The sequence below is a fragment of the Microvirga guangxiensis genome, from assembly GCF_900102135.1.
Lineage (GTDB): Bacteria > Pseudomonadota > Alphaproteobacteria > Rhizobiales > Beijerinckiaceae > Microvirga > Microvirga guangxiensis.
The window spans coordinates 80,810-102,730 of sequence record NZ_FMVJ01000014.1; the positions used below are offsets into that span (position 1 = coordinate 80,810).

Below are 21,921 nucleotides of genomic sequence, written 5' to 3' on the forward strand. Positions count from 1 at the left end.
AAATCTGCCTCGAAAATTGCCGGATTTATCTCGGTCATGCACCTCTAGGGACTGTTGGACCTTAAAAACGTAAATCGCGGGTCGGAGCCGATCATGACGCGTGAAAGAAAAAGGCGCGGGAAGATCCCGCGCCTTTGATGATTTCTGTCCATGAATGGCTCAGATATCCAGGTCCGCTTCGTCGGCGAAGACGGCCCGTTCCTGGATGAAGGCGAAGCGGGCTTCGGGCTTGTTGCCCATCAGGCGCTCCACCGTATCATTCGCTTCCGGCCTGTCGTCGGTTTCCACGACCACCTTCAGAAGCAGGCGCTTCTTCGGGTCCATGGTGGTTTCCTTCAGCTGGCCGGGCAGCATTTCGCCGAGGCCCTTGAAGCGGCTGATCTCGACCTTGCCGGAGCCTTTGAAGACCGTCTTCATGAGCTTGTCCCGGTCGGCTTCATCGCGCGCATAGGCGGACTTGGCGCCCTGGCTCAGGCGATAGAGCGGCGGCACCGCGAGATAGAGGTGGCCGCCGTCGATCAGCTTCGGCATCTGGCGGTAGAAGAACGTGATGAGCAGCGTCGCGATATGTGCGCCGTCCACGTCCGCATCGGTCATGATGATGACCTTCTCATAGCGAAGGTCGGCATCGCGATAGGATGAGCCCGTGCCGCAGCCGAGCGCCTGTACGAGATCGGATATCTGTTGGTTCTGGTGCAGCTTGTCACGACCGGCGGAGGCTACGTTGAGGATCTTTCCGCGCAGTGGCAACACCGCCTGGGTGGCGCGATCGCGCGCCTGCTTGGCGGAGCCGCCTGCCGAGTCGCCCTCGACGAGGAACAGCTCGGAGCCCTTCGCGCCCGCATTCGAGCAATCCGCCAGCTTGCCGGGCAGGCGCAGCTTGCGGGTCGCGGTCTTGCGCGCGACTTCCTTCTCCTGGCGGCGGCGCAGGCGCTCCTCGGCGCGGTCGATCACCCAGTCGAGCAGCTTGTTGGCCTGCTGCGGCGAGGCGGCGAGCCAATGGTCGAAGGTGTCGCGGATGCCGTTCTCGACGATGCGGCCCGCTTCGACGGTGGCGAGCTTGTCCTTGGTCTGGCCCTGGAACTCCGGCTCGCGGATGAAGACAGAGAGCATGGAGGCGCAAGTGGCCATCACGTCGTCGGTATTCACCGACGCCATGCGCTTCTGCTGGCCGACACGCTCCGCGTGATCGCGCAGGCCGCGCAGCAGGGCGATGCGAAGGCCGTTCTCGTGCGTGCCGCCTTCGGGCGTCGGCACCGTGTTGCAGTACGAGGTGGAGAAGCCGTCCTCGTTCGACATCCACGCAACCGCCCATTCCAGCGAGCCGTGGCTGCCGGGCTTGGTGATCTTGCCGGAGAAGATCTGGTCCGTGACCAGGTCTTTCCCCTCGATGTCGTGGAGCAGGTAATCCTTCAGGCCGTTCGGAAACTTGAAGACGGCTTCCGGCGGAACGTTGTCGATCCCTTCCAAAAGCGACTGTGCACATTTCCAGCGGATCTCAACGCCGCCGAAGAGGTAGGCCTTCGAGCGCGCCATCTTGAACAGGCGGCGGGGCTGGAAATGAGCATCCTTGCCGAAGATCTGCCAATCGGGCTTGAAGCGCACCTTGGTGCCGCGCCGGTTGAGCACGCGGCCCACCGTCTCCAACTTGCCCTGCGGAAGGCCGCGGGCGAAAATCTGGCGGTAGAGCTGCTGGCCGCGAGCGACCTCGACTTCGAGAATCTCGGAGAGCGCGTTCACCACCGACACGCCGACGCCGTGCAAGCCGCCGGAGGTCTCATAGACCTTCGAATCGAACTTACCGCCCGCGTGCAGGGTGGTCATGATCACTTCGAGCGCGGACTTCTTCGGGAACTTGGGGTGCGGGTCGACCGGGATGCCGCGTCCGTTATCGGTCACGGAGAGCCAGCCGCCTTCCTCAAGCTCCACTTCGATGAAGGTTGCGTGGCCCGCGACCGCTTCGTCCATGGAGTTGTCGATCACTTCGGCGAAGAGGTGATGCAGGGCCTTCTCGTCCGTGCCGCCGATATACATGCCCGGACGGCGGCGGACAGGCTCAAGCCCCTCCAGCACCTCGATGGCGGAAGCGTCATAGCCGGCTTCGCCCGGCGTGCCTTGCTGCGGGGCAGGGGCGGGTTTCGAGGCCTTGACGGCCGCCGTTCTGGCCGAAGCAGGCGCCGCGCGCTTGGCAGCCGCGCCCCCGAAGAGATCGTCGTTATCCATTGGGACCTTGGTCCGTTTCGCTGATTCGCGCTTGTTTACACTATTTCCCATTCCGCTTTTATACGAGAACAAAACGGAAACTGGAAGGTGGCTTAGGGTCACAAGCCACAAAATGTGGAGCCTGAAAACCCTTGTTCTAGACAGTATCCCCTGTGCCTCTAAAGGATGTCTTTAGCCTGTCACAGGAACCGTTTAGCCTTGGTTCACGTTGCTCGTTTAAGCATGAGCTTAACGGAAGCGAGGCAAGGATGCGCACGACGATGGGATCCGCACAGAAACTTCACCTGGACCGCGCCGCGCGCATTGCCGGAGAAGCCTTCGCCTTCGACGAGCCGGATACGGCGCCTGTCACCAAAAGCAGCACCATCGGTTCGAGCCTGCTCTGGCTTTCCATGGCCGCCGCTCTCATTGGCCTCAGCTTCGCTTTCTAACTGTCCTCATCCACGGTTTTCGCCCGGCCTGAAAACAGGCGGACCAGCCAGTCCTCAAGCGATTTTCCGAGAGTCAGTACGATCAGCGTCATCGCGGTTCCGGCGATGGTGATGAACCACGCGCCGAGCGCTGCGCTGACGCCGAGCCCCGCAGCGATCCACACCGTCGCTGCCGTCGTCAGGCCATGAACCTCGCTGTTGTTCCTGCCGCGGATGATCGCGCCAGCACCAAGGAAGCCCAAGCCGGTCATGATGCCTTGGACGACGCGGCTGACCGCATCCTGTCCGAAATGCAACCCTTCATAGATTGAGCCCGAGAGGATCACGGTCGCGGACCCGAGCGCCACGAGGCCGAGGGTCCGCATGCCGATGGGTTTGTTGTGGATGTCCCGATTGAGTCCGACAGCCATGCCGGCCACCGCCGCAAGGACGAGGCGGAGGGCGATCTCCACCTGGTCGGCATGATCCAGCAGGATCCAGGACACCCACTCCGTCATCTCATTCAGCCGCCTTTACCGACTTCTTGGCCGGAGCCTTCTTCGCGGCTGCTTTCTTGGCGGCTGGCTTCTTTGCCGCTGTCTTCTTGGCAGCGGTCTTGGTCGCAGCCTTCGCGGGAGTCTTCTTTGCAGCCGCCTTTTTGGCCGGAGCCTTGCGGCCACGGGCGGACTTCTTCGACGGCCCGGCGGCACGGCGGGCTTTGAGAAGCTCGATCGCTTCTTCCAGCGTCACCGCTTCCGCAGCCATGGTCCGCGGCAGGGTGGCGTTCGTCTCACCGTCAGTCACGTAAGGACCGAAACGACCGGCCTTCACCACGATCGGCTTGCCGGATTCCGGATCGTCCCCTCCAAGCGGGCGGCCTGGATCGGCAGCACCACGACGAGCGCCTCCGCCACCGCTCTCCTTTGTGACGATAAGGTCGATGGCACGGTTCGCGCCAATCTCCAGCACGTCGTCGCCAGGGCCGAGATTGGCGTAGGTCTTGCCGTGCTGCACGTAAGGGCCGTAGCGGCCGATGCTCGCCAGGATCGGTTCACCCGATTCCGGATGGATCGCCACCTGACGCGGGAGCGCGAGGAGCTTGAGTGCCTTTTCGAGATCCACCTGTGACGGGGCCAACCCCTTGGGGAGCGAAGAGCGCTTCGGCTTCTCGCCTTCGCCGAGCTGAACGAACGGGCCGAAACGACCATCGCGCAGGGTGACCTGCTCGCCGGTTTCTGGATCGGTCCCGAGCACCTTCACGCCGGGTTGGCCGCCGTTCTCCGGGGAGCCTTCGCCGTCGCCATCGACGCCTGTCGCGGCGAGCTGGCGGGTGTATTTGCATTCCGGATAGTTCGAGCAGCCGATGAAGGAGCCGAACTTGCCGAGCTTGAGCGAAAGCTGGCCGGTGCCGCAGGTCGGGCAGGTGCGCGGGTTGGAGCCGTCGCCCTTGTCCGGGAAGATGTGCGGGCCGAGGAGCTCGTTCAGAGCATCGAGCACCTCCGTCATGCGCAGCTCCTTCGTCTCGCCGATAGCGGCGGAGAAGTCGCGCCAGAACTCGCGCATCACCTGTTTCCAGTCGATCTCGTTGTTCGAGACGCGGTCGAGCTGCTCTTCGAGGTCGGCCGTGAAATCGTATTCCACGTAACGGCGGAAGAAGCTCTCGAGGAAGGCCGTGACGATGCGGCCCTTGTCCTCGGGGACGAGGCGCTTCTTTTCGATCTTCACGTATTCGCGGTCGCGCAGGGTCTGCAGCACGGCGGCATAGGTGGAAGGACGGCCAATGCCGAGCTCTTCCATGCGCTTCACGAGCGAGGCTTCCGAATAGCGCGGTGGCGGCTCGGTGAAATGCTGGCTCGCATTGATGCGGCGGCGCTCCAGATTGTCGCCCGTCTTCATGGGCGGCAGGCGGCCTTCATCCTCGTCCGCCTCGTCGTCCTTGCTCTCGTTGTAGAGCGTGAGGAAGCCGTCGAACTTGATGACCTGACCGGTGGCGCGAAGATCGAGCTTGCGCGGACCGACCTGGGCCAGGATGTCGGCGGTGGTGCGCTCCAGTTCCGCCGATTCCATCTGGCTCGCCACGGTGCGGGTCCAGATGAGGTTGTAGAGCTTCGCCTGTTCGGGCTCGAGGTACTTCGAGACGTATTTCGGCAGGCGGCTCATATCCGTCGGGCGGATGGCCTCGTGCGCCTCCTGGGCGTTCTTGGCCTTGGTCGAATACTTGCGTGGCACGGACGGCACGTATTGGTCACCGTATTCCTTGCCGATCACCCGGCGCGCGGCCTGCACTGCCTCCGAGGCCATGTCGACGCCGTCGGTACGCATATAGGTGATGAGACCGACCGTCTCGCCGCCGATGTCGACGCCTTCATAAAGGCGCTGCGCGATGCGCATGGTCTGTGCGGGAGCCAGCCCCAGCTTGCGCGAGGCCTCTTGCTGCAGGGTCGAGGTGGTGAAGGGCGGGTAGGGGTGACGCTTGGCGGGCTTCGCCTCGATGTTCGCCACCGAGAAGGTCGCCAGTTCCAGGTCTTTCTTGAAGGCCTCGGCATCTGCGCCGTTGCCGATGTCGAGGCGCGTGATCTTCTTACCGTCGGCGCCGACGAGGCGCGCGTCGAACACCGCGCCGTCCTTCGTGGCGAGGGTCGCGATCAGCGACCAGTATTCGCGCGGCTTGAAGGTCTCGATCTCGAGTTCACGGTCGCAGACGAGGCGAAGCGCCACCGACTGCACGCGACCGGCCGAGCGCGCTCCGGGGAGCTTGCGCCACAGCACGGGGGAGAGCGTGAAGCCCACGAGATAGTCGAGGGCGCGGCGGGCGAGATAGGCATCGACCAGGGCCTGATCGATCTCGCGCGGGTTGCGCAGGGCCGTCTGCACCGCATCCTTGGTGATGGCGTTGAAGGTCACGCGCTCGACCGGCAGGTCCTTCAGCACGCGCTTTTCGCGCAGGGCTTCGAGGACGTGCCAGGAAATGGCTTCGCCTTCGCGATCCGGGTCGGTTGCGAGGATAAGCTTCTCGGCGCCCTTGATCGCCTTGGCGATATCGGTCACCCGCTTCGAACCCCGGTCCTCCAGCGTCCAGATCATGCGGAAATCGGCATCCGGGTCGACCGAGCCGTCCTTGGCGGGCAGATCGCGGATATGCCCGAAGGAGGCCAGGACCTCGTAATCCTTGCCGAGATATTTGTTGATCGTCTTGGCCTTTGCGGGCGACTCGACGACGACGACTTTCATGTGCGACTTTCCCGTAGATGGCCGCGAGCGGATGCTCTCTAATGTCAAGCTAAGAGGCGGCCAGCCCCGCTGACAGCCAAGGCGCGATAAGTGGTGGATCGTGACGGACAAGTCAAATCGGCTGTTCCGCCTAGGCTGTTATATGGTGACGAAAGCCCTGTCCAACAAGGGTTTCACGGCCGCTCCAAGGTCATTTGCTCCCATCATCCGACTAGGGTGGGCGAGCCGAGAGAGGGCATAGGCCTCGGTGATTTGCTCCGGCGCGGAGCGTGCCAGGGCCCCGGCTGCGGCAAGAGTGAACAGGCGCTCGGCAATGAAGCGGGCCCTGGTCTCCGCCTCGGGCGATTGCAGGGCGAGCATGATGTCCCGCGCCGTCTCGGAGGCTCCCGGTAGATTGCCCGCGTCGGCCATCAGGCGCTCCAGAACGGAGGCCGCCAGTTCGGGCTCACGGCTCTCCACACGCAGAAGATCGAGGGCGATCACATTGCCGGATCCTTCCCATATCGCGTTGACAGGAGCCTCCCGGTAGAGCCGGGGCAGGGGGCTCTCCTCCACATAGCCATTGCCGCCGAGGCTCTCCATGGCTTCGTAGAGAAGCCGGGGCGCCGCCTTGCAGATGCCGAACTTGGCGGCAGGCGTGATGAGACGTGCACAGGCCGCCTCATGCTCGTCTGCCTTTGCTAGGTCAAAGCTGCTGGCGGTGCGCAGGGCCAGCGCGGTCATGGCCTCGTTCTCGAGGGCAAGGTCCGCCAGCACCATGCGCATGGCAGGCTGGTCGACGAGTTTCTTCTGGAAGACGCTGCGGTGGTGGGCATGGTGGATGGCAAGCGTCAGCCCCATTCGCATGAGCCCGGCGGAAGCCACCGCACAATCGAGACGGGTGAGTTGCACCATGGTGATGATGGTGCGAATACCCGCGCCTTCCTCCCCGATCCGCCAGCCGAAGGCTTCCGCGAACTCGACCTCGGAGGAAGCGTTGGAACGGTTCCCCAGCTTGTCCTTCAGTCGCTGCAGGCGAAGCGCGTTGAGGGAGCCGTCCGGATGGAAGCGGGGTACGAGAAAACAGGTGAGGCCGCCGGGGGCCTGGGCGAGCACCAGAAAGGCATCGCACATGGGCGCGGACATGAACCACTTGTGTCCCGTGAGGGCATACTCGTCGCCTGAAGCCTGGACAGCGCGGGTGGTGTTGGCGCGGACATCCGTCCCACCCTGCTTCTCCGTCATCCCCATGCCGAGGGTGACGGAGCTTTTCTCCCAGAAGGGGATGAAGCGGGCATCGTAACCCCGCCAGCGGATCTTCGGCAGCCATTCCTTGAGCCGGTCGGGGGCCGCCGACAACGCCGCCACTGAGGCATGGGTCATGGTGACGGGGCAGACATGGCCGCTTTCGACGCCAGCCACCGTATAGATCCGGGCCGCGCGGGCTACGTGCTCATGTCCGCTCTTGGGTTCGTCCCAGGTCGAGCAGTGAAGCCCATCGGCCATGCTGGCCCGCATGAGCGCGTGATAGGCGGGATGGAACTCGACTGCGTCGATGCGATAGCCCCGGGCATCGTGCGTGCGAAGCTTGGGCGGGTTCTCATTGGCAAGCCGCCCGAGGTCGAGCCGCTCCATGCCGCCCCAGGACGCTCCGAAAGCGATCAACCCCTCGGTATCGGGGTCCACGCCGTTGCTCTTGAGCGCATCCAGCAAGGGCTGGTCGCCTGCGATCAGATTCGCATTCCCGAAGGGCGGCGTCTGGTTCACGATGTCATGGGTCTGGAATGCGGTCATGGCCATGGACCCTTCTGCAGCGTCTCAAGCCTTATTCTAGGGTGAAAGTGCATCGAGCGAAGAGAAGCCTGCTTGCCGCCTCAACCGGCAGCGCCTATAGCGATGGCTTTAAGATGACAGACACCCCGCGATCCGTTTTTCCCCACCGGCATCTCCTCGGAATCGAGGGATTGTCTCCTTTGGACATTCAGGCCCTGCTCGACCTGGCCGACCAGAAGGTCGAGGTGAGCCGGCAGATCGAGAAGCGGAAATCCTCCCTTCACGGTCGCACGCAGATCAACCTGTTCTTCGAGCCTTCCACCCGCACGCAATCCTCCTTCGAGATCGCCGGCAAGCGCCTGGGCGCCGACGTGATGAACATGGCGGTGGCGTCGTCTTCGGTAAAGAAGGGCGAGACGCTCATCGATACGGCGGCGACGCTCAACGCCATGCGTCCCGACATCATCGTGGTGCGCCATCATGCGGCGGGCGCGGTGCACCTGCTCGCCCGGAAGGTCGATTGCGCAGTGGTGAATGCGGGTGACGGCGCGCATGAGCATCCCACGCAAGCGCTCCTCGACGCGCTTACCATCCGCCGCAACAAGGGACGGATCGAAGGGCTCGTCGTCGCAATCTGCGGCGATATTCTCCATTCGCGCGTGGCGCGCTCCAACATGATCCTGCTGGCCGCCATGGGCGCGCAGGTGCGCCTCGTCGCGCCGACAAACCTTCTGCCGCCGGGCTTCGCGCGCCTCGGGTTCCCGACCTTCACGAATATGCGCCAAGGTCTGGAGGGGGCCGACATCGTCATGATGCTGCGTCTGCAGCGCGAGCGCATGAACGGCTCCTTCGTACCGTCCGTGAAAGAGTATTTCCGTTTCTACGGCCTCGATCAGGAAAAGCTCTCCTACGCCAAGCCCGACGCGCTGGTAATGCATCCGGGGCCCATGAACAGGGGCGTGGAGATTTCCTCCGACGTTGCGGACGGCGCCCAGTCGCTGATCCGCGAGCAGGTCGAGATGGGCGTGGCCGTCCGCATGGCGGTGCTCGAGGCTCTCGCGAGCCATCTGCCGAACGGGTGAGGCGCGCGATGGGCACGAAACCAACTCTCTTCAAGAACGCACGCCTCGTTGATCCCGATACCGGACGCGAGCAAACGGGCGGCCTTCTCGTCCGTGACGGCGTGATCCAGGATTTCGGTCCGCAACTCGCGCAAGCTGCCGATGCCGAGGTGATCGATTGTGGCGGGCATGTCCTTGCCCCGGGCCTCATCGACATGCGCGCCTTCATCGGCGAGCCGGGCGGGCCTTATCGCGAGACGCTGAAAAGTGCGGGCGAGGCCGCTGCGGCCGGTGGTGTGACCACCGTCGTATCGATGCCGGATACCAGCCCCGCCCTCGACGATCCGGCGGTGATCGACTTCATCGTGCGCCGGGCGCGCGATACCTCCGTCGTCAACATCCTGCCCGCTGCCGCTCTTACCAAGGGCCTGAAGGGCGAGGAGATGGCAGAGATCGGACGGCTGAAGGAGGCCGGCGCGATTGCTTTCACCGATGGCGCGCGCTCCGTCACCAATGCGCAGGTGATGCGACGGGCGCTGACCTATGCCCGCGATTTCGATGCGCTGATCGTCCACCACGTGGAAGACCCGAACCTCGTCGGGCAGGGCGTGATGAACGAGGGAGAGTTCGCCTCCCGCCTCGGACTTCCCGGCATCCCGCGCGAGGCCGAGACGATCATGCTCGAGCGCGACATGCGTCTCGTGCGCCTCACCGGCGCCCGTTACCACGCGGCCATGATCTCCTGCGCCGATTCGGCCGAGATCGTGCGAAACGCGAAGGCCAGGGGCCTGCCTGTCACCTGCGGCGTTTCCATCAACCATCTGTCGCTCAACGAGAACGATATCGGCGATTACCGCACCTTCCTGAAGCTCTCGCCGCCGCTCCGGCACGAGGACGACCGGCAGGCGATGATCGAGGCCTTAGCCGACGGCACCATCGACGTGATCGTCTCGGACCACAATCCACAGGATGTCGAGAACAAGCGTCTGCCGTTTGCGGAGGCTGCCAACGGGGCCGTTGGGCTCGAAACCCTCCTCTCCGCGGCGCTCCGTCTCGTGCATTCCGACCGCATCTCGCTGCCCAAGATACTGCGGGCGCTCTCCACGAAACCGGCGGAAATCCTTGGGTTGCCGTCCGGCCGCCTGAAAGTCGGCGCGCCTGCCGACCTCATTCTGTTCGACCCCGATGCGCCTTACGTGCTCGACAAGCGCGACCTGAAATCCCTGTCCAAGAACTCGCCCTTCGACGAAGCCCGTCTGGAAGGACAGGTGACGATCACGATGGTTGCAGGCAGGATCGTGTTCGATCGCCGCTCAATGTCACAGGAAGCGAATGTCTGAAGAAGCCAATATGCTGTACATGCTGGGGGCCCTGGCCTTCGGCTATCTCCTGGGCTCCATCCCGTTCGGCGTAATCTTCACCCGCATGGCCGGATTGGGGGACATTCGTCAGGTCGGCTCCGGCAATATCGGCGCAACCAACGTTCTGCGGACGGGGCGCAAGGGGCTTGCCGCTGCGACCCTGATCGGGGACGCCCTGAAGGGAACCGCTGCCGTTCTGATCGCCGCCCGCTGGGGTGACCAATTCGCGACGCTTGCCGCATTGGGGGCCTTTCTGGGCCATCTCTATCCGGTGTGGCTCAGGTTCAAAGGCGGCAAGGGTGTCGCCACTTTCATCGGCGTGCTGATCGGCCTGAACTGGATGGTGGCGCTGATCTTCGCCGCCATCTGGCTCGGCGTCGCCTTCGCCTCACGCTACTCGTCCCTTTCGGCCCTTGTGGCCAGCGCCACGACGCCAATCGCCTTCTGGCTGCTCGGGCAGCCGGCCATGGCCGCCATGACGATCATGCTTGTGGCGCTCCTCTGGTGGAAGCACAGCGCGAATATCAGCCGCCTGCTCGACGGCACCGAGGGCAAGATCGGCCAGAAGGGATAACGGCTGTGAACCTCACGGACGAGCAGCGTCTCGATTGGCTCCGGCTGATCCGCTCGGAGAATGTAGGGCCGCGAACGTTCCGAGCCCTCGTCAACCAGTTCGGCGGTGCGGCTGCGGCCCTGGAGGCCTTGCCCGGTCTCGCCCGACGCGGCGGGCGCCTGCTGCTGAAAGTGACGAGCCGCGCCGAGGCCGAGAAGGAAATGGCTGCCGCTGCTCGCCTCGGCGTGCGGTTCATCGCCATGGGCGAACCGGAATATCCGAAGGCCCTGCAGGCCATCGATACCGCGCCGCCGCTGATCGCGGTGCGCGGATCGACGGATGTGCTTGCCCGGCCTTCTGTCGGAATGGTCGGCTCGCGCAATGCCTCTGCCTCCGGTCTCACCTTCACCGAACGCCTTTCGCGGCAGCTGGGCGAAGCGGGTTACGTGGTGGTTTCCGGTCTCGCGCGTGGCATCGATACGCGGGCGCACAAGGCTACACTCGAAACCGGTACCGTCGCCGTCCTCGCTGGCGGTCACGACAAGATCTATCCGTCCGAGAACGAGGCTCTGCTTCGCGCTATCGTCGAGCAGGGCGGCGCCATCGTTTCCGAAATGCCCATGGGCTGGGAGCCGCGCGGACGCGATTTTCCGCGCCGCAACCGCATCGTCTCCGGCCTGTCCTATGGGGTCGTGGTGGTAGAGGCGGCGCGCCGCTCCGGCTCGCTGATTACCGCCCGCTTTGCCTTGGAGCAGGGGCGGGAAGTCTTCGCGGTTCCGGGCTCGCCGCTCGATCCGCGCGCCGAGGGGACGAACGACCTTATTCGCGAGGGCGCGACCCTCTGCTCAAGCGTCGAGCATGTCACAAGTGTTCTGGAGCCGCTGATTGCCACCGGCCCGCGCCTCGATACGGGAGCCGAGGAACCGAACCGCGTGCTCGGCACGGAGGAGTTGTGGGACGAACTGGACCTGCCCGACGTGCCCCGGGCGCCTGAAGGTTCCGTCTTGCCGAATGCCGGTATCGACGACGAGAGTGCGGATGGCGGCACGGATCTCATTCAGCTCCTCGGACCGTCGCCGATTGCCGTGGACGATCTCGTCCGCCAGTCAGGCCTTTCGATCCGTAGCGTCCAGATGACATTGCTGGAATTGGAGATTGCCGGCCGCCTGGAGCGCCATGACGGGAATGCGGTTTCTCTGATCTCGGGACGCTAGTTCCTACTTCCCGCGCTTGCCGGCCTGCACGACCCGCGCCGCTTCGAGGCGCGCCATGTCGAGCAGATAGGCCAGAAGGTCGAGCTTCGTCTGGCGTGAGAGATAGGACAGCTCCGCCGTAAACTCCGCAATATACTGCGCGGTCTCGACCGGGCTCATGCCGCTTGCCGCCGGACGAGGAGCCCTATCGACAATCTCCTGATCGTGGGGAGATGGAACGGTAAAAGCGCGGGGCGGTGACTTGGGCATGGATGAGGCTGAATCCTTGTTTCAGGCGAGCCTCATTATCAACGCAACCATAGATCATACAAGTGCTTATTGATCAATTATTAGTTGTAATGCCGCGTGAGCTTATCAACCCAGAAGGGAGATCATCAGGGGCATCGATCCCAGAGCCAGCAAAGTCTGAAGGGTCAGGATTTCTGCCATGAGGGGGGCGTTGCCGCCCATCTGGCGCGCGAGAACGTAGCCCGCCGCAGCGGAGGGTACGGAGGCTGCGATGATGGTCACGAGAATGTCGTTGCCTCTGACGCCGGCATAATAGGCGAAGGTCACGGCCAGAACCGGCATCAGGAACAGCTTGCAGGCCGTGGCCAGGGCATGGGGAAATCCCGGCTTGGCGAGACGCCGGATATCGAGGCCGGCTCCCACGATCAGCAGGCCCGCGGCGAGGGAAGCGCGTCCCAGAAGGTCGATATAGCCAGCGATGGGCTTGGGCAGCGGCGGCACCAGAAGGTTGAGCAGGAGGCCTACGGCGCAGGACCAGATGAACGGGTTGGTGAGGAAGGAGCGCAGGATCTCCCAAGGGCTCTGCCTGGGCCTGCCCGCGAAGCGGATGAACACGTAGAAGGCGAGCAGGTTCAGAAGGGGCACCATGGCCGCTATCGCCACCGCAATCAGTGCGATGCCGCGCTGGCCGAACAGGCTTCCGGCCACTGCAAGGGCAACGAAGGTGTTCCAGCGCGTGGCACCCTGGAAGATCGAGGTGAAACTCGGCCCGTCAATGCTCGCGTAGCGTTCGAGCAAAGGCCGCAGCGCCAGCATGAGACCTGACATCAGCAGGATAGCGCCGACGAGAGCGCCCCCGACACCGAGGACCGGCACAGAGGAAAGGTCGGCGCGGGAGAGGGTATCGATGATGAGGGCAGGAAAGAAGATCACGTAGGTCGCGCGCTCGAGCCCCCACCATTGCTGCTCGCTGACGAAATTCGTCACCCGGCACAGCCAGCCGGTCGCGATGATCAGGAAGGTCGGGATGAGGCTGGCGAAAACAGCGGACATGGAAGCACTTGAGAGGCCAGGAAAGGCTGGCGAAAGAAGGGTACAAGCCGCTTAAGGCTTAAAGCAGAGGTCGACAAGCTGCGGATAAGCTCTCATTGGACATAAAGCTCCGGTGCTCCACTTAATCTTCCGTCCGGTTTGAAGGCCCCATGATCCACGTCACGAACAGCATCGCGCTCGATGAAGCGGAGCTTCAGGAGAGCTTTATCCGTGCTTCCGGTCCGGGCGGGCAGAACGTCAACAAGGTGGAAACCGCCGTCCAGTTGCGCTTCGACGTGCGTAACTCACCGTCCCTGCCGGATGACGTGAAATCGCGCCTGGAAAGGATTGCCGGCAAACGGCTGACGAACGAGGGCGTGCTGATCATCACGGCGCAGCGCTTTCGTACGCAGGAGCGCAACCGAGAGGATGCGGTGACACGCCTTGTGGAGCTGATCCGTCAGGCGACGGAAAGGCCGAAGCCACGCCGCCCGACGAGGCCGACCCTTGCCTCGAAGAAGCGCAGGCTCGAAGCGAAGGGACGGCGTTCCGAGATCAAGAAGGCGCGGGGCAAGGCGTCGTTCGATTAAGAAAAAGCCGCCTGATGGCGGCTCCGTTTCTTATCAATCCAGTTTCATGGACCAGTCGATCTTCGTTTGCCCACTGCTGGTCACCGTCCAGGATTCACCTTCCTTCACCGTCTTCTTCGGCTGGGAGATAGTCTGCTCTCCGCTATAGGAGCCCCCTGAGACCGACTTGTGCTTCTTGACCATGTAGGGATTGAAGGCCGGGCCAAGCTGCAGTTTGGCATTCTCGGCGCTCGTCGTGGAGCCTTTGGCGATGCTCGCGGGAAACCCGACTGCATCCGACAGGACCAGCTTGAAGCTCATCGTGTTATCGGGGCCGACGGCTACGGTCAGCGTGCAGGCTTGGTTGCCGCTTCTGGGCACGCCGCGGACAGTCCCATTCGTCTTTGTGCTGCTCCGGCTGCTCACGCGGCCTCCACGGTCGGAAGGGAATTCGTCCTCGCGCGCATAATCGATGGCGGCTTCGACGCTGCAGGAATCGCTCGTGTAGTGGCGGAACTTCGTCATGGCCTCCTGAAGCTCGCGCGCTCCGGCTTCGACGCTGCTGACATTGTCCTCGTCCTGCACGTCTTCAATGGCGGCGCAGAGGCTGGGATCCTTCTTGCATTTTTCCTGCATCTGAGCCTGAAGGCCCCCGGCGGCCTTCATCATGCAGGCCTGAATCTCGTCGTCATCCTCCAGATCCGAGCACTTTTCCATCATCTCCATCAGGCCGCCGCCGCCCAGCAGCCCGGAGGACTTGATCTTGTTGGCTGAGCCTTCGAGCGGCTTGAGCTTCTGATGGAGTGCAGCCGAGGCGTCCTTGTAGCCTTCGGCAACGGAGTCATTGGCGTCGGTATGGGTAAACACAAACGTCGCTTTGAGCTTCGCTTCCTGATGGTGCTGGAGCTTGAAGATATTGACGTTGCGCTCCGAATGGCCGCTAGCCGTCTTGTCGCTCACAATACGGATTTCGAACCGACCTTTGGTCGGGCCTGTCTGCGCGACTGATGGTGCAGCAATGAGGATTGCACCGGCCAGAGTGAGAAGTGACTTTGAGAGGATCCGCATGCTCAGCCCCGCTATGTATTTTGTTGTCTGCAATTCAGTGACAAAGTCACCTTTGCTAACTCAATAACGTTGCGTAATGCAAGCCAAGCTGAGAAATTTATTTTCAAGGTCTAGGCTGGTGGATAGAGATGCTCAACACCACGAAAATCCGAGACCGCATAACAACCGTCTCTCATGCTGGCCGCATCGGGAGAGATCACCGCTTTTCCGTATCCTCCGGGAATGTCGAGCACATAGGTCGGCTGGCAGAGGCCCGAGATGCGGCCCCGCAGTCCTGCCACGAGCGCCCGGCCTTCCTCAAGCGAGAGACGGAAATGGCTCGTGCCGGGGGCAAGATCGGGGTGGTGCAAATAATAAGGTTTCACTCTCGTTTCCACGAAGGCCCGCATGAGGGCAGCGAGCGTGTTCGGGTCGTCGTTAATGCCCTTCAGCAATACGGATTGGCTGATCATCACGACGCCGGAATCGACCAGCCGTGCGCAGGCTTCGCGGGCAGCAGGCGTCAGTTCGCGCGGATGATTGGCGTGGAGCGCAACATAGGTCGTCTTGCCGCTTGCCCTAAGAGCCGCGATCAGCGCGGCGTCCACCCGTTCAGGCTCGACCACCGGGACGCGGGTGTGAAAGCGAACGATCTTCACATGCTCAATGGAGGCAAGCCGCTGCATCAGCTCGGAAAGGCGGCGGGGCGAAAGCACCAGCGGGTCGCCTCCGGTGAGGATCACCTCCCAGATTTCCCGGTGCTCCGCGATATAGGCGAAGGCCCTGTCGAGGGCGTCTGGGGAGAGCGTGCCCAAGCCCTGCGGACCCACCATCTCGCGACGGAAGCAGAAGCGGCAATAGACCGGGCAAACATGCACGGCCTTCAGGAGCACCCGGTCGGGATAGCGATGGACGATGCCTTCGACCGGCGAATGGGCGAGGTCGCCGATCGGGTCATTGCGCTCTTCAGGCGTCGTCATCAACTCGGAAACTTGGGGCACGAACTGCAGGGCGATGGGATCGTTCGGGTCATTCCTATCAATGAGCGCTGCCATGGCGGGGCTGATCGCTATGGCGTAATGCTCCGCCACGCGCTCGATCTCGCCAAGCTGTCCAGGCGAGATGAGGTCTCTGTCGGCCAACTCCCTCGGCGTGCGAAGCGTGCTCAATGGCCGGTCTCCGGCACGGGAGCCCAGATCACCTGATCGATCCGCGAGGCGCCGGTGGCGAGCATCACGAGTCGGTCGAAACCGAGCGCGATTCCGCTGGCCTCGGGCATCTGCCTGAGCGCCGCCAGAAAGTCCTCGTCCACAGGGTAGCTTTCGCCGTAAACCCGCATTTTCTCGTGCATCTCCGCTTGGAACCGGCGGCGCTGCTCGTCGGCGTCGGTCAATTCACCGAAGGCATTCGCCAGTTCCACGCCGCAGGCATACAGCTCGAACCGCTCGGCCACACGCGGATCGTGGGCGGTGGGGCGGGCCAGCGCCGCCTCGGCGACTGGGTATTCGTCCAGGATCGTGGCGCGGCCGAGGCCGAGATGCGGCTCGACCCGCTCCACGATGACGCGGCTGAAGAGGTCGGGCCAGGTGTCGTCCTCGGCTACACGGATGCCAGCCTGGAGCATGCTGCTCGCGAGACGGCCACGGTCGGTCGTGCCGCTGGTGTCGATGGAAGCGAGAAGGTCGATGCCCGCAAAGCGCTGGAAGGCATCCGCCACGCTCAGGCGCTCCGGCTCCTGGAAGGGATCGGTCTCCTTGCCGCGATAGGTGAGGGTGCGCGTGCCCGATGTTTCGGCTGCGAGCGCCAGCAGGGCCGCGCAATCCCTCATCAGAGCCTCGTAGCTCTCACCGGCCCGATACCATTCGAGCATGGTGAATTCCGGGTGGTGCAGGGGGCCGCGCTCCCGGTTGCGGTATACGTGGGCGAAACATGAAATCCGTGTCTCGCCTGCGGCCAGCAGTTTCTTGCAGGCGAATTCCGGGGAAGTGTGAAGGTAGAGAGGCGTCCGCGCCCCGCCGAGCCCGACGGCCTCCGTCGCGAACGCATGGAGATGGGCCTCGTTGCCGGGCGAGATCTGAAGCGTGGCGGTGTCCACCTCCACGAAATCATTCCCCGAGAAGAACCCTCGGAAGGCAGCCTGGATCCGGTTTCTCCCCAAGAGAAAAGGGCGTCGGTCCGCATGGATATGCGGCATCCACCAGGGGGAGGGAGCAGGCGTGGCGTTTGCCATGGCGGGGAACTTCCTAACACGTCAGGCTGGCGATTTTCGCCAAGATAGGCTAGTTGCGGCAGCGAAACCGAAATTTCGGCGTCGCCGGGCTGGGCAAGTCGGCCCTGAGACGCACCCTATCTGTCACAAGGAACGCTTCCCGTGAAGGTCATCGCCTCTACGCTCCGCAAAGGCAATGTCGTCGACATCGACGGCAAGCTCTATGTCGTGCTCACTGCCCAGAACATCCACCCCGGCAAGGGCACGCCTGTCACCCAGCTCGACATGCGCCGCATCTCCGACGGGGTGAAGGTCTCCGAGCGTTACCGCACCACCGAACAGGTCGAGCGCGCCTTCGTGGAAGACCGCGAGCACACTTACCTCTACGAGGACGGCGAGGGCTTCCACTTCATGAACCCTGAAACCTTCGATCAGGTGGTCGTGCCCGAGGACATCATCGGCGACCAGAAGCCCTACCTTCAGGAAAACATGTCCGTGATGCTCTCGACCCACAACGGTGTCGCGATCGCCCTCGAACTGCCCGCCCGCGTGACCCTCGAGATCACCGAGACCGAGCCGGTCGTGAAGGGCCAGACGGCTTCTTCTTCCTACAAGCCCGCTATGCTGTCCAACGGCGTGCGTACCCTGGTGCCTCCCCATATTCAGGCCGGCACCCGCGTCGTGATCATGACGGAAGACGGCTCCTACGTGGAACGCGCGAAGGACTAAGATCCGTCCCAGACCTCAGGCCGAAGCAGGTCTGATCCAATAATCCTTGAAGGGCAGGGAATTTCGGTGAAGGCTCACCGGGTTTCCTGCCTTTTTCATTCCGGAGTCCGATTCTCTTATGGCCAGCGGTTCTTTCGCCCCGATCAATTCTCACGTTGCGGATGTCGGCTCTCCTCCGATTCCGGAGGCGCAAAGCTGGACCAGGCGCTACGACGGGTCCTTCGGGCCGCTGATCAATCTGTCCCAGGCCGTACCGGGCAATGCGCCTCATGCGAGCTTCCTGGAGCGCCTCGGTTCCGTCGCTGGCGAGGCTATGACGTCCCAATACGGCCCCATCAACGGCGATGCGAGCCTGAGACAGGCCTACGCGGAGGAGATGTCCCGCCTGTACGAGGGCCGGATCGAGGCCGCCGATACGGCGATCACCGCCGGATGCAACATGGCCTTCTTCGTCGCCATGATGCTGCTCGCCCGCCGCGGCGAGTCGGTGCTTGTGCCGACGCCCTGGTACTTCAATCATCAGATGAGCCTCGACATGCTGGGGATCGAGCCGCGCCCGCTGCCGTGCAGGCCGGAGAACGGATTCGTTCCGCGCATCGAGGATGCGGAGGCGCTGATCGATGAGAAGGTTCGCGCCATTGTTCTCGTGACGCCCAACAATCCCACCGGCGCCGTCTATCCGGCCCATGTCGTTGAGGGCTTTGCCGAGCTGTGCGCCAAGCGCGGCATTTATCTCGTGATCGACGAGACTTACAGGGACTTTCTGCCGCAGGGCATGAACCGCGCGCACGGGCTCTTTACGAGCGATGCGTGGCGCAGAAATGTGATCCAGCTCTATTCCTTCTCGAAATCCTACGCGATTCCGGGGCACCGCATGGGAGCCATAACGGCGGATGCGGCGCTCATCGAGCAGATCGCCAAGATTCTCGACTGCATCCAGATATGTCCCCCGCGCACCGCTCAGGCCGTTCTGCCCTGGGCCATTGAAGGGCTCCGCGGCTGGCGCGAGGAGAACCGGGCCGAGATCAACCGGCGTGCACAGGTTTTTCGGGACGCGCTCGCATCTCTTCCGGAGTGGAAGATCGAGTCGGTCGGCGCGTATTTCGCCTATCTGCGGCATCCCTTCGAGGGGGCGAAGGCGCAAGTCGTAGCGGAGAAACTGGCGACCGAACGCGGCGTATTATGCCTTCCGGGCAGCTATTTCGGCCCCGGGCAGGAAGGTCATCTGCGCATCGCCGTCGCCAATGTGGGCGCCGATGTTCTGGCCACGCTCACGGACCGGTTGAAGGGGCTTGCCCTCTGATAGGGCAAGCGGCGCTGGCACAATCTGCGCCGCAACCCTTGGCAGATGCGGGCAGCGATTGTTACTCTAAAAGGAACACCGGCGTTCTGCGAGAATGCCCAAGGATCTAAGTTTGACCGTGAAAGCCGATGCGACGACCGACATGAGAGATCGACGCGCAGACCCATCCTCCGGGTCTGATAGCGGCTCGTCGTGGGCCTCCAGCGCTCCAGAACCATCGTTCCGGCGGGATCCGAGGCGGCGCTTCCCGCGAAGCTACGCCGCGCTCGATCTCGGTACCAACAATTGCCGCCTTCTCATTGCGGAGCCTGCTCATTTCGGGTTTCGGGTCACTGACGCATTCTCGCGGATCGTGAGGCTTGGCGAGGGCCTCGGGCTCGGCAACAGGTTGAGTGAGGATGCTATCGAGCGCACCATCGATGCGCTGCGCGTCTGCCGCGACAAGATGATCGCCAAGGAAGTGATCCGCGCTCGCCTCGTGGCGACGGAGGCCTGCCGCCTTGCCGATAACGGCACGTCGTTCATCGAACGCGTGCGCAGCGACCTCGACCTCGACCTCGAGATCGTGGATCGCAAGACGGAAGCCTATCTTGCCGTGACGGGCTGCGCGGCTCTCGCGGACCCCAAGGCCCAATCCGTGGTCATCTTCGATATCGGCGGCGGCTCCACGGAAATCGCCTGGCTCGACGGTCAGGCGCCGCATGCCTTTGCCGATCCCTGCAAGCGTATCCGCGCCTGGGATTCGCTCCCCGTAGGTGTCGTGACGCTGGCCGAACGGTACGGCGGCGTCGATGTGACGCCGCAGAGCTTCGAGCTCATGGTCGAGGAGGTCTCCGACCTTCTCACGGAGTTCTCTCTCGCCGCGGCCGAGGCGGGCAGGGCCAGGAATTTCCACCTCCTCGGCACCTCGGGAACCGTCACGACGGTCGGCGGCATTCACCTCGGTCTCGCGCGTTACGACCGGCGCAAGGTCGATGGGATGTGGATGCGCAACGGCGAGATCTCGACAGTGATAAACCGTCTGCTGCATTCCAGCTTTCAGCAGCGGACCGACAACCCGTGCATCGGCAAGGACAGGGCTGATCTCGTCCTGGCCGGCTGCGCCATTCTTGAAGCGATCCGCCGGGCTTTTCCCTCGGATCGCCTGCGTATCGCGGACCGGGGTCTGCGCGAAGGAATTCTGATGAAAATGATGAGAGAGGACAGCGTGTGGCGGGAGGGAAGCCAACGGTGAGCACCAAGTCCGGCTCGGGCACCCGCAACCTCAAGCAGCGCGTGAAAACCGCTCACAAGCGGACCCTCTCTTCGCAGAAATGGCTTGAGCGCCAGCTCAACGATCCCTACGTCGCCCGCGCCAAGCGCGAAGGCTATCGCTCCCGCGCGGCCTTCAAGCTGATCGAGATCGACGAGAAGTACAATATTCTGAAACCCGGCCAGCGCATCGTGGACCTGGGCGCCGCTCCTGGCGGCTGGTCCCAGATCGCGGCGAAGAAGATCGGGGCCAAGGGCAAGGTGGTCGGCATCGACCTTCTTCCCATCGATCCGATGCCGGGCGTGGAATTCATCCAGCTCGACTTTCTGGACGAGAGCGCCCCGAGCAAGCTTATCGAAATGCTGGGCGGGCAGGCCGATATCGTCATGTCCGACATGGCGGCAAACACCACGGGCCATAAGAAGACCGACCATCTGCGCATCATCGGTCTCGCGGAGGCCGCGATCTACTTTGCCCGCGAGATCCTGGCCCCAGGCGGCGTTTTTCTCGCCAAGGTGTTCCAGGGCGGCACCGAAAGCCAACTTCTCAACGACCTCAAGCGTGACTTCGCGGTGGTGCGCCACGTGAAGCCTGCGGCAAGCCGGGCCGATTCAGCGGAACTCTATGTGCTGGCGACCGGTTTTCGGGGTGGAGCAGACCGCAGGGAAGACTAACGGCCGCGCATATGGCGTGGCCTTGTCATATGAAAGGCCACGCACATGACCCCGCACAAGATCGGCATCATCGGCCTCGGCAAGATCGCGCAGGACCAGCACCTGCCGGTCATCAAGGCCAATCCGGATTTCGAGCTTCTGGCCGTGTCGAGCACGCGAGGCCTGACGCACGAGGATGCCCAATACACCTTTCAGGATTACCGCGAGCTGCTGAAGCTCAAGGATGTGGAGGCTGTCGCCATCTGCACCCCGCCGCAGGTGCGCCATCAGATCGCCCGCGAGGCCCTGCTTGCCGGAAAAAGCGTGCTGCTGGAAAAGCCTCCCGCGGCAACCCTGAGCGAGCTGGAAGACCTGCGCCAGCTCGGCGAGAAGGTGGGAAAAACCGTCTTCACCACTTGGCACGCCCAATACAACAAAGGTGTCGAGGAGGCGAAGAAGGCGCTCGCGGGCTGGTCCATCAAACGTCTTCTGGTGACCTGGAAGGAAGATGTGCGCCACTGGCACCCAGGTCAGCAATGGATCTGGCAAGCGGGCGGTTTCGGCGTGTTCGATCCAGGCATCAATGCGCTTTCCATCGTCACCCGGATCATGCCGGAGCCGGTGTTCATCAAGTCATCCATTCTGGAATTTCCATCGAACCGGGATGCGCCGATCGCCGCCAATCTCGAGTTTCAGACAGGCCACACGGACAGCGATCTCCAGGCCGTTTTCGACTGGCGCCAGACCGGCCCGCAGAGCTGGGATATCGAGATCGAGACGGAAGCAGGCTTCACCCTGAAGCTCTCGCATGGCGGCAGCTGTCTCGAGATCGACGGGCGCCTCGTAGTGAAGGAAGACCCCGCCGAGTATCAGGGCATCTATCGCCGCTTCGACGCACTTCTCACCATCGGCACCTCGGAGGTCGACGTCGCCCCGTTCCGCCTCGTGGCGGATGCGTTCATGGTCGGCAAGCGCGTGCAGGTGGACGCATTCGAGGATTGAGCTGCCTCACTATGTCATCACTGGCCTAGTGCCGATGATCCCGCTTCCCTCACACGCGACCTCCTCAGGATGAGGGCAGAGGGAAAGATATC

Annotated in this window: 20 protein-coding genes; 11 read left to right on the top strand and 9 right to left on the bottom strand. The window is 63.2% G+C overall.

Going from position 1 to position 21,921, the window contains the following annotated elements; translation table 11 throughout:
• Nucleotides 1-159 precede the first annotated feature (159 nt).
• The gene (gene parE / locus BLP10_RS19490; protein WP_091138420.1) at nucleotides 160-2,223 is read right to left on the bottom strand and encodes a DNA topoisomerase IV subunit B; all 2,064 of its coding nucleotides are present in this window, start codon (nucleotides 2,221-2,223) and stop codon (nucleotides 160-162) included.
• Between the two features lie 248 nt (nucleotides 2,224-2,471).
• Here parE and BLP10_RS19495 point away from each other — a divergent pair, with 248 nt between their 5' ends.
• Complete coding sequence (locus BLP10_RS19495; protein WP_091138422.1) at nucleotides 2,472-2,654, top strand: hypothetical protein; 183 nt, start codon at nucleotides 2,472-2,474, stop codon at nucleotides 2,652-2,654.
• Here the strand turns inward: BLP10_RS19495 and BLP10_RS19500 are convergent.
• The 3 genes from BLP10_RS19500 to BLP10_RS19510 all read right to left on the bottom strand — a co-directional run bounded on the left by BLP10_RS19500 (nucleotide 2,651) and on the right by BLP10_RS19510 (nucleotide 7,643).
• Nucleotides 2,651-3,151, bottom strand: coding sequence for an MgtC/SapB family protein (locus BLP10_RS19500; RefSeq protein ID WP_091138425.1), 501 nt, complete (start codon nucleotides 3,149-3,151; stop codon nucleotides 2,651-2,653). The two genes, BLP10_RS19495 and BLP10_RS19500, sit on opposite strands and share 4 nt — an antisense overlap.
• Before the next feature lies 1 nt (nucleotide 3,152).
• A complete protein-coding gene (gene topA / locus BLP10_RS19505; RefSeq protein WP_091138427.1) occupies nucleotides 3,153-5,864 on the bottom strand; it encodes a type I DNA topoisomerase in 2,712 nt (903 codons plus the stop codon).
• Between the two features lie 138 nt (nucleotides 5,865-6,002).
• A complete protein-coding gene (locus tag BLP10_RS19510; protein WP_091138430.1) occupies nucleotides 6,003-7,643 on the bottom strand; it encodes an isovaleryl-CoA dehydrogenase in 1,641 nt (546 codons plus the stop codon).
• A gap of 107 nt (nucleotides 7,644-7,750) precedes the next feature.
• Here BLP10_RS19510 and BLP10_RS19515 point away from each other — a divergent pair, with 107 nt between their 5' ends.
• Genes BLP10_RS19515 through dprA form a run of 4 tightly spaced genes read left to right on the top strand, consistent with a single transcriptional unit; the run spans nucleotide 7,751 to nucleotide 11,805 of the window.
• Entirely contained in the window at nucleotides 7,751-8,698 is a 948-nt protein-coding gene (locus BLP10_RS19515; protein ID WP_091138433.1) for an aspartate carbamoyltransferase catalytic subunit, read from the top strand.
• An 8-nt stretch (nucleotides 8,699-8,706) separates the two neighbouring features.
• Nucleotides 8,707-10,017 (top strand): dihydroorotase, encoded by a 1,311-nt coding sequence (locus tag BLP10_RS19520; protein ID WP_091138436.1) that lies wholly within the window; start codon nucleotides 8,707-8,709, stop codon nucleotides 10,015-10,017.
• Nucleotides 10,010-10,612, top strand: a complete 603-nt coding sequence (gene plsY / locus BLP10_RS19525; RefSeq protein ID WP_091138438.1) for a glycerol-3-phosphate 1-O-acyltransferase PlsY — start codon at nucleotides 10,010-10,012, stop codon at nucleotides 10,610-10,612. The genes BLP10_RS19520 and plsY overlap by 8 nt, the downstream gene beginning before the upstream one ends.
• 5 nt (nucleotides 10,613-10,617) lie before the next feature.
• Nucleotides 10,618-11,805: a DNA-processing protein DprA gene (gene dprA, locus BLP10_RS19530; RefSeq protein ID WP_091138440.1), complete on the top strand. Its 1,188-nt coding sequence runs from the start codon at nucleotides 10,618-10,620 to the stop codon at nucleotides 11,803-11,805.
• A 3-nt stretch (nucleotides 11,806-11,808) separates the two neighbouring features.
• On the opposite strand, the gene BLP10_RS22965 is transcribed toward dprA, so the two are convergent.
• Nucleotides 11,809-12,054 (bottom strand): hypothetical protein, encoded by a 246-nt coding sequence (locus BLP10_RS22965; protein ID WP_139165542.1) that lies wholly within the window; start codon nucleotides 12,052-12,054, stop codon nucleotides 11,809-11,811.
• 105 nt (nucleotides 12,055-12,159) lie between these two features.
• Nucleotides 12,160-13,086, bottom strand: a complete 927-nt coding sequence (locus BLP10_RS19535) for an AEC family transporter (protein ID WP_091138443.1) — start codon at nucleotides 13,084-13,086, stop codon at nucleotides 12,160-12,162.
• A gap of 149 nt (nucleotides 13,087-13,235) precedes the next feature.
• On the opposite strand from BLP10_RS19535, the gene arfB reads away from it, so the two are divergent.
• Nucleotides 13,236-13,655 (top strand): alternative ribosome rescue aminoacyl-tRNA hydrolase ArfB, encoded by a 420-nt coding sequence (arfB, locus tag BLP10_RS19540; RefSeq protein ID WP_091138445.1) that lies wholly within the window; start codon nucleotides 13,236-13,238, stop codon nucleotides 13,653-13,655.
• A gap of 33 nt (nucleotides 13,656-13,688) precedes the next feature.
• Here the strand turns inward: arfB and BLP10_RS19545 are convergent, their stop codons facing one another.
• The 3 genes from BLP10_RS19545 to epmA form a co-directional block, all read right to left on the bottom strand.
• Entirely contained in the window at nucleotides 13,689-14,702 is a 1,014-nt protein-coding gene (locus BLP10_RS19545; RefSeq protein WP_091138448.1) for a hypothetical protein, read from the bottom strand.
• Between the two features lie 110 nt (nucleotides 14,703-14,812).
• Complete coding sequence (locus BLP10_RS19550) at nucleotides 14,813-15,850, bottom strand: lysine-2,3-aminomutase-like protein (RefSeq protein WP_091138451.1); 1,038 nt, start codon at nucleotides 15,848-15,850, stop codon at nucleotides 14,813-14,815.
• On the bottom strand, nucleotides 15,847-16,911 hold the full coding sequence (epmA, locus tag BLP10_RS19555; RefSeq protein ID WP_091138454.1) for an EF-P lysine aminoacylase EpmA: 1,065 nt from the start codon (nucleotides 16,909-16,911) through the stop codon (nucleotides 15,847-15,849). The genes BLP10_RS19550 and epmA overlap by 4 nt, the downstream gene beginning before the upstream one ends.
• A gap of 141 nt (nucleotides 16,912-17,052) precedes the next feature.
• Between epmA and efp the strand changes: the two genes are divergently transcribed.
• The 5 genes from efp (at nucleotide 17,053) to BLP10_RS19580 (ending at nucleotide 21,829) form a co-directional block, all read left to right on the top strand.
• Nucleotides 17,053-17,619 carry an elongation factor P gene (gene efp, locus BLP10_RS19560; RefSeq protein ID WP_091138457.1) on the top strand — a complete coding sequence of 189 codons (567 nt, stop codon included), beginning with the start codon at nucleotides 17,053-17,055 and terminating at the stop codon, nucleotides 17,617-17,619.
• A gap of 118 nt (nucleotides 17,620-17,737) precedes the next feature.
• Nucleotides 17,738-18,922 carry an aminotransferase gene (locus BLP10_RS19565; RefSeq protein WP_091138459.1) on the top strand — a complete coding sequence of 395 codons (1,185 nt, stop codon included), beginning with the start codon at nucleotides 17,738-17,740 and terminating at the stop codon, nucleotides 18,920-18,922.
• Nucleotides 18,923-19,064: 142 nt separating this feature from the next.
• Nucleotides 19,065-20,156 carry a Ppx/GppA phosphatase family protein gene (locus tag BLP10_RS19570; RefSeq protein ID WP_091138498.1) on the top strand — a complete coding sequence of 364 codons (1,092 nt, stop codon included), beginning with the start codon at nucleotides 19,065-19,067 and terminating at the stop codon, nucleotides 20,154-20,156.
• Complete coding sequence (locus tag BLP10_RS19575; protein ID WP_091138461.1) at nucleotides 20,153-20,848, top strand: RlmE family RNA methyltransferase; 696 nt, start codon at nucleotides 20,153-20,155, stop codon at nucleotides 20,846-20,848. Before BLP10_RS19570 ends, BLP10_RS19575 begins: the two co-directional genes overlap by 4 nt.
• 45 nt (nucleotides 20,849-20,893) lie before the next feature.
• Nucleotides 20,894-21,829 carry a Gfo/Idh/MocA family protein gene (locus tag BLP10_RS19580; RefSeq protein ID WP_091138463.1) on the top strand — a complete coding sequence of 312 codons (936 nt, stop codon included), beginning with the start codon at nucleotides 20,894-20,896 and terminating at the stop codon, nucleotides 21,827-21,829.
• Nucleotides 21,830-21,921: the final 92 nt, after the last annotated feature.

Coding starts and splice junctions, on each gene's coding strand:
- BLP10_RS19500 (WP_091138425.1), bottom strand. CDS start 3,151: ATGACGGAGTGGGTGTCCTGGATCCTGCTGGATCATGCCGACCAGGTG.
- plsY (WP_091138438.1), top strand. CDS start 10,010: ATGTCTGAAGAAGCCAATATGCTGTACATGCTGGGGGCCCTGGCCTTC.
- BLP10_RS19580 (WP_091138463.1), top strand. CDS start 20,894: ATGACCCCGCACAAGATCGGCATCATCGGCCTCGGCAAGATCGCGCAG.
- BLP10_RS19565 (WP_091138459.1), top strand. CDS start 17,738: ATGGCCAGCGGTTCTTTCGCCCCGATCAATTCTCACGTTGCGGATGTC.
- BLP10_RS22965 (WP_139165542.1), bottom strand. CDS start 12,054: ATGCCCAAGTCACCGCCCCGCGCTTTTACCGTTCCATCTCCCCACGAT.
- BLP10_RS19495 (WP_091138422.1), top strand. CDS start 2,472: ATGCGCACGACGATGGGATCCGCACAGAAACTTCACCTGGACCGCGCC.
- BLP10_RS19515 (WP_091138433.1), top strand. CDS start 7,751: ATGACAGACACCCCGCGATCCGTTTTTCCCCACCGGCATCTCCTCGGA.
- arfB (WP_091138445.1), top strand. CDS start 13,236: ATGATCCACGTCACGAACAGCATCGCGCTCGATGAAGCGGAGCTTCAG.
- parE (WP_091138420.1), bottom strand. CDS start 2,223: ATGGATAACGACGATCTCTTCGGGGGCGCGGCTGCCAAGCGCGCGGCG.
- topA (WP_091138427.1), bottom strand. CDS start 5,864: ATGAAAGTCGTCGTCGTCGAGTCGCCCGCAAAGGCCAAGACGATCAAC.
- BLP10_RS19570 (WP_091138498.1), top strand. CDS start 19,065: ATGAGAGATCGACGCGCAGACCCATCCTCCGGGTCTGATAGCGGCTCG.
- BLP10_RS19520 (WP_091138436.1), top strand. CDS start 8,707: ATGGGCACGAAACCAACTCTCTTCAAGAACGCACGCCTCGTTGATCCC.
- epmA (WP_091138454.1), bottom strand. CDS start 16,911: ATGGCAAACGCCACGCCTGCTCCCTCCCCCTGGTGGATGCCGCATATC.
- BLP10_RS19545 (WP_091138448.1), bottom strand. CDS start 14,702: ATGCGGATCCTCTCAAAGTCACTTCTCACTCTGGCCGGTGCAATCCTC.
- BLP10_RS19535 (WP_091138443.1), bottom strand. CDS start 13,086: ATGTCCGCTGTTTTCGCCAGCCTCATCCCGACCTTCCTGATCATCGCG.
- BLP10_RS19510 (WP_091138430.1), bottom strand. CDS start 7,643: ATGGCCATGACCGCATTCCAGACCCATGACATCGTGAACCAGACGCCG.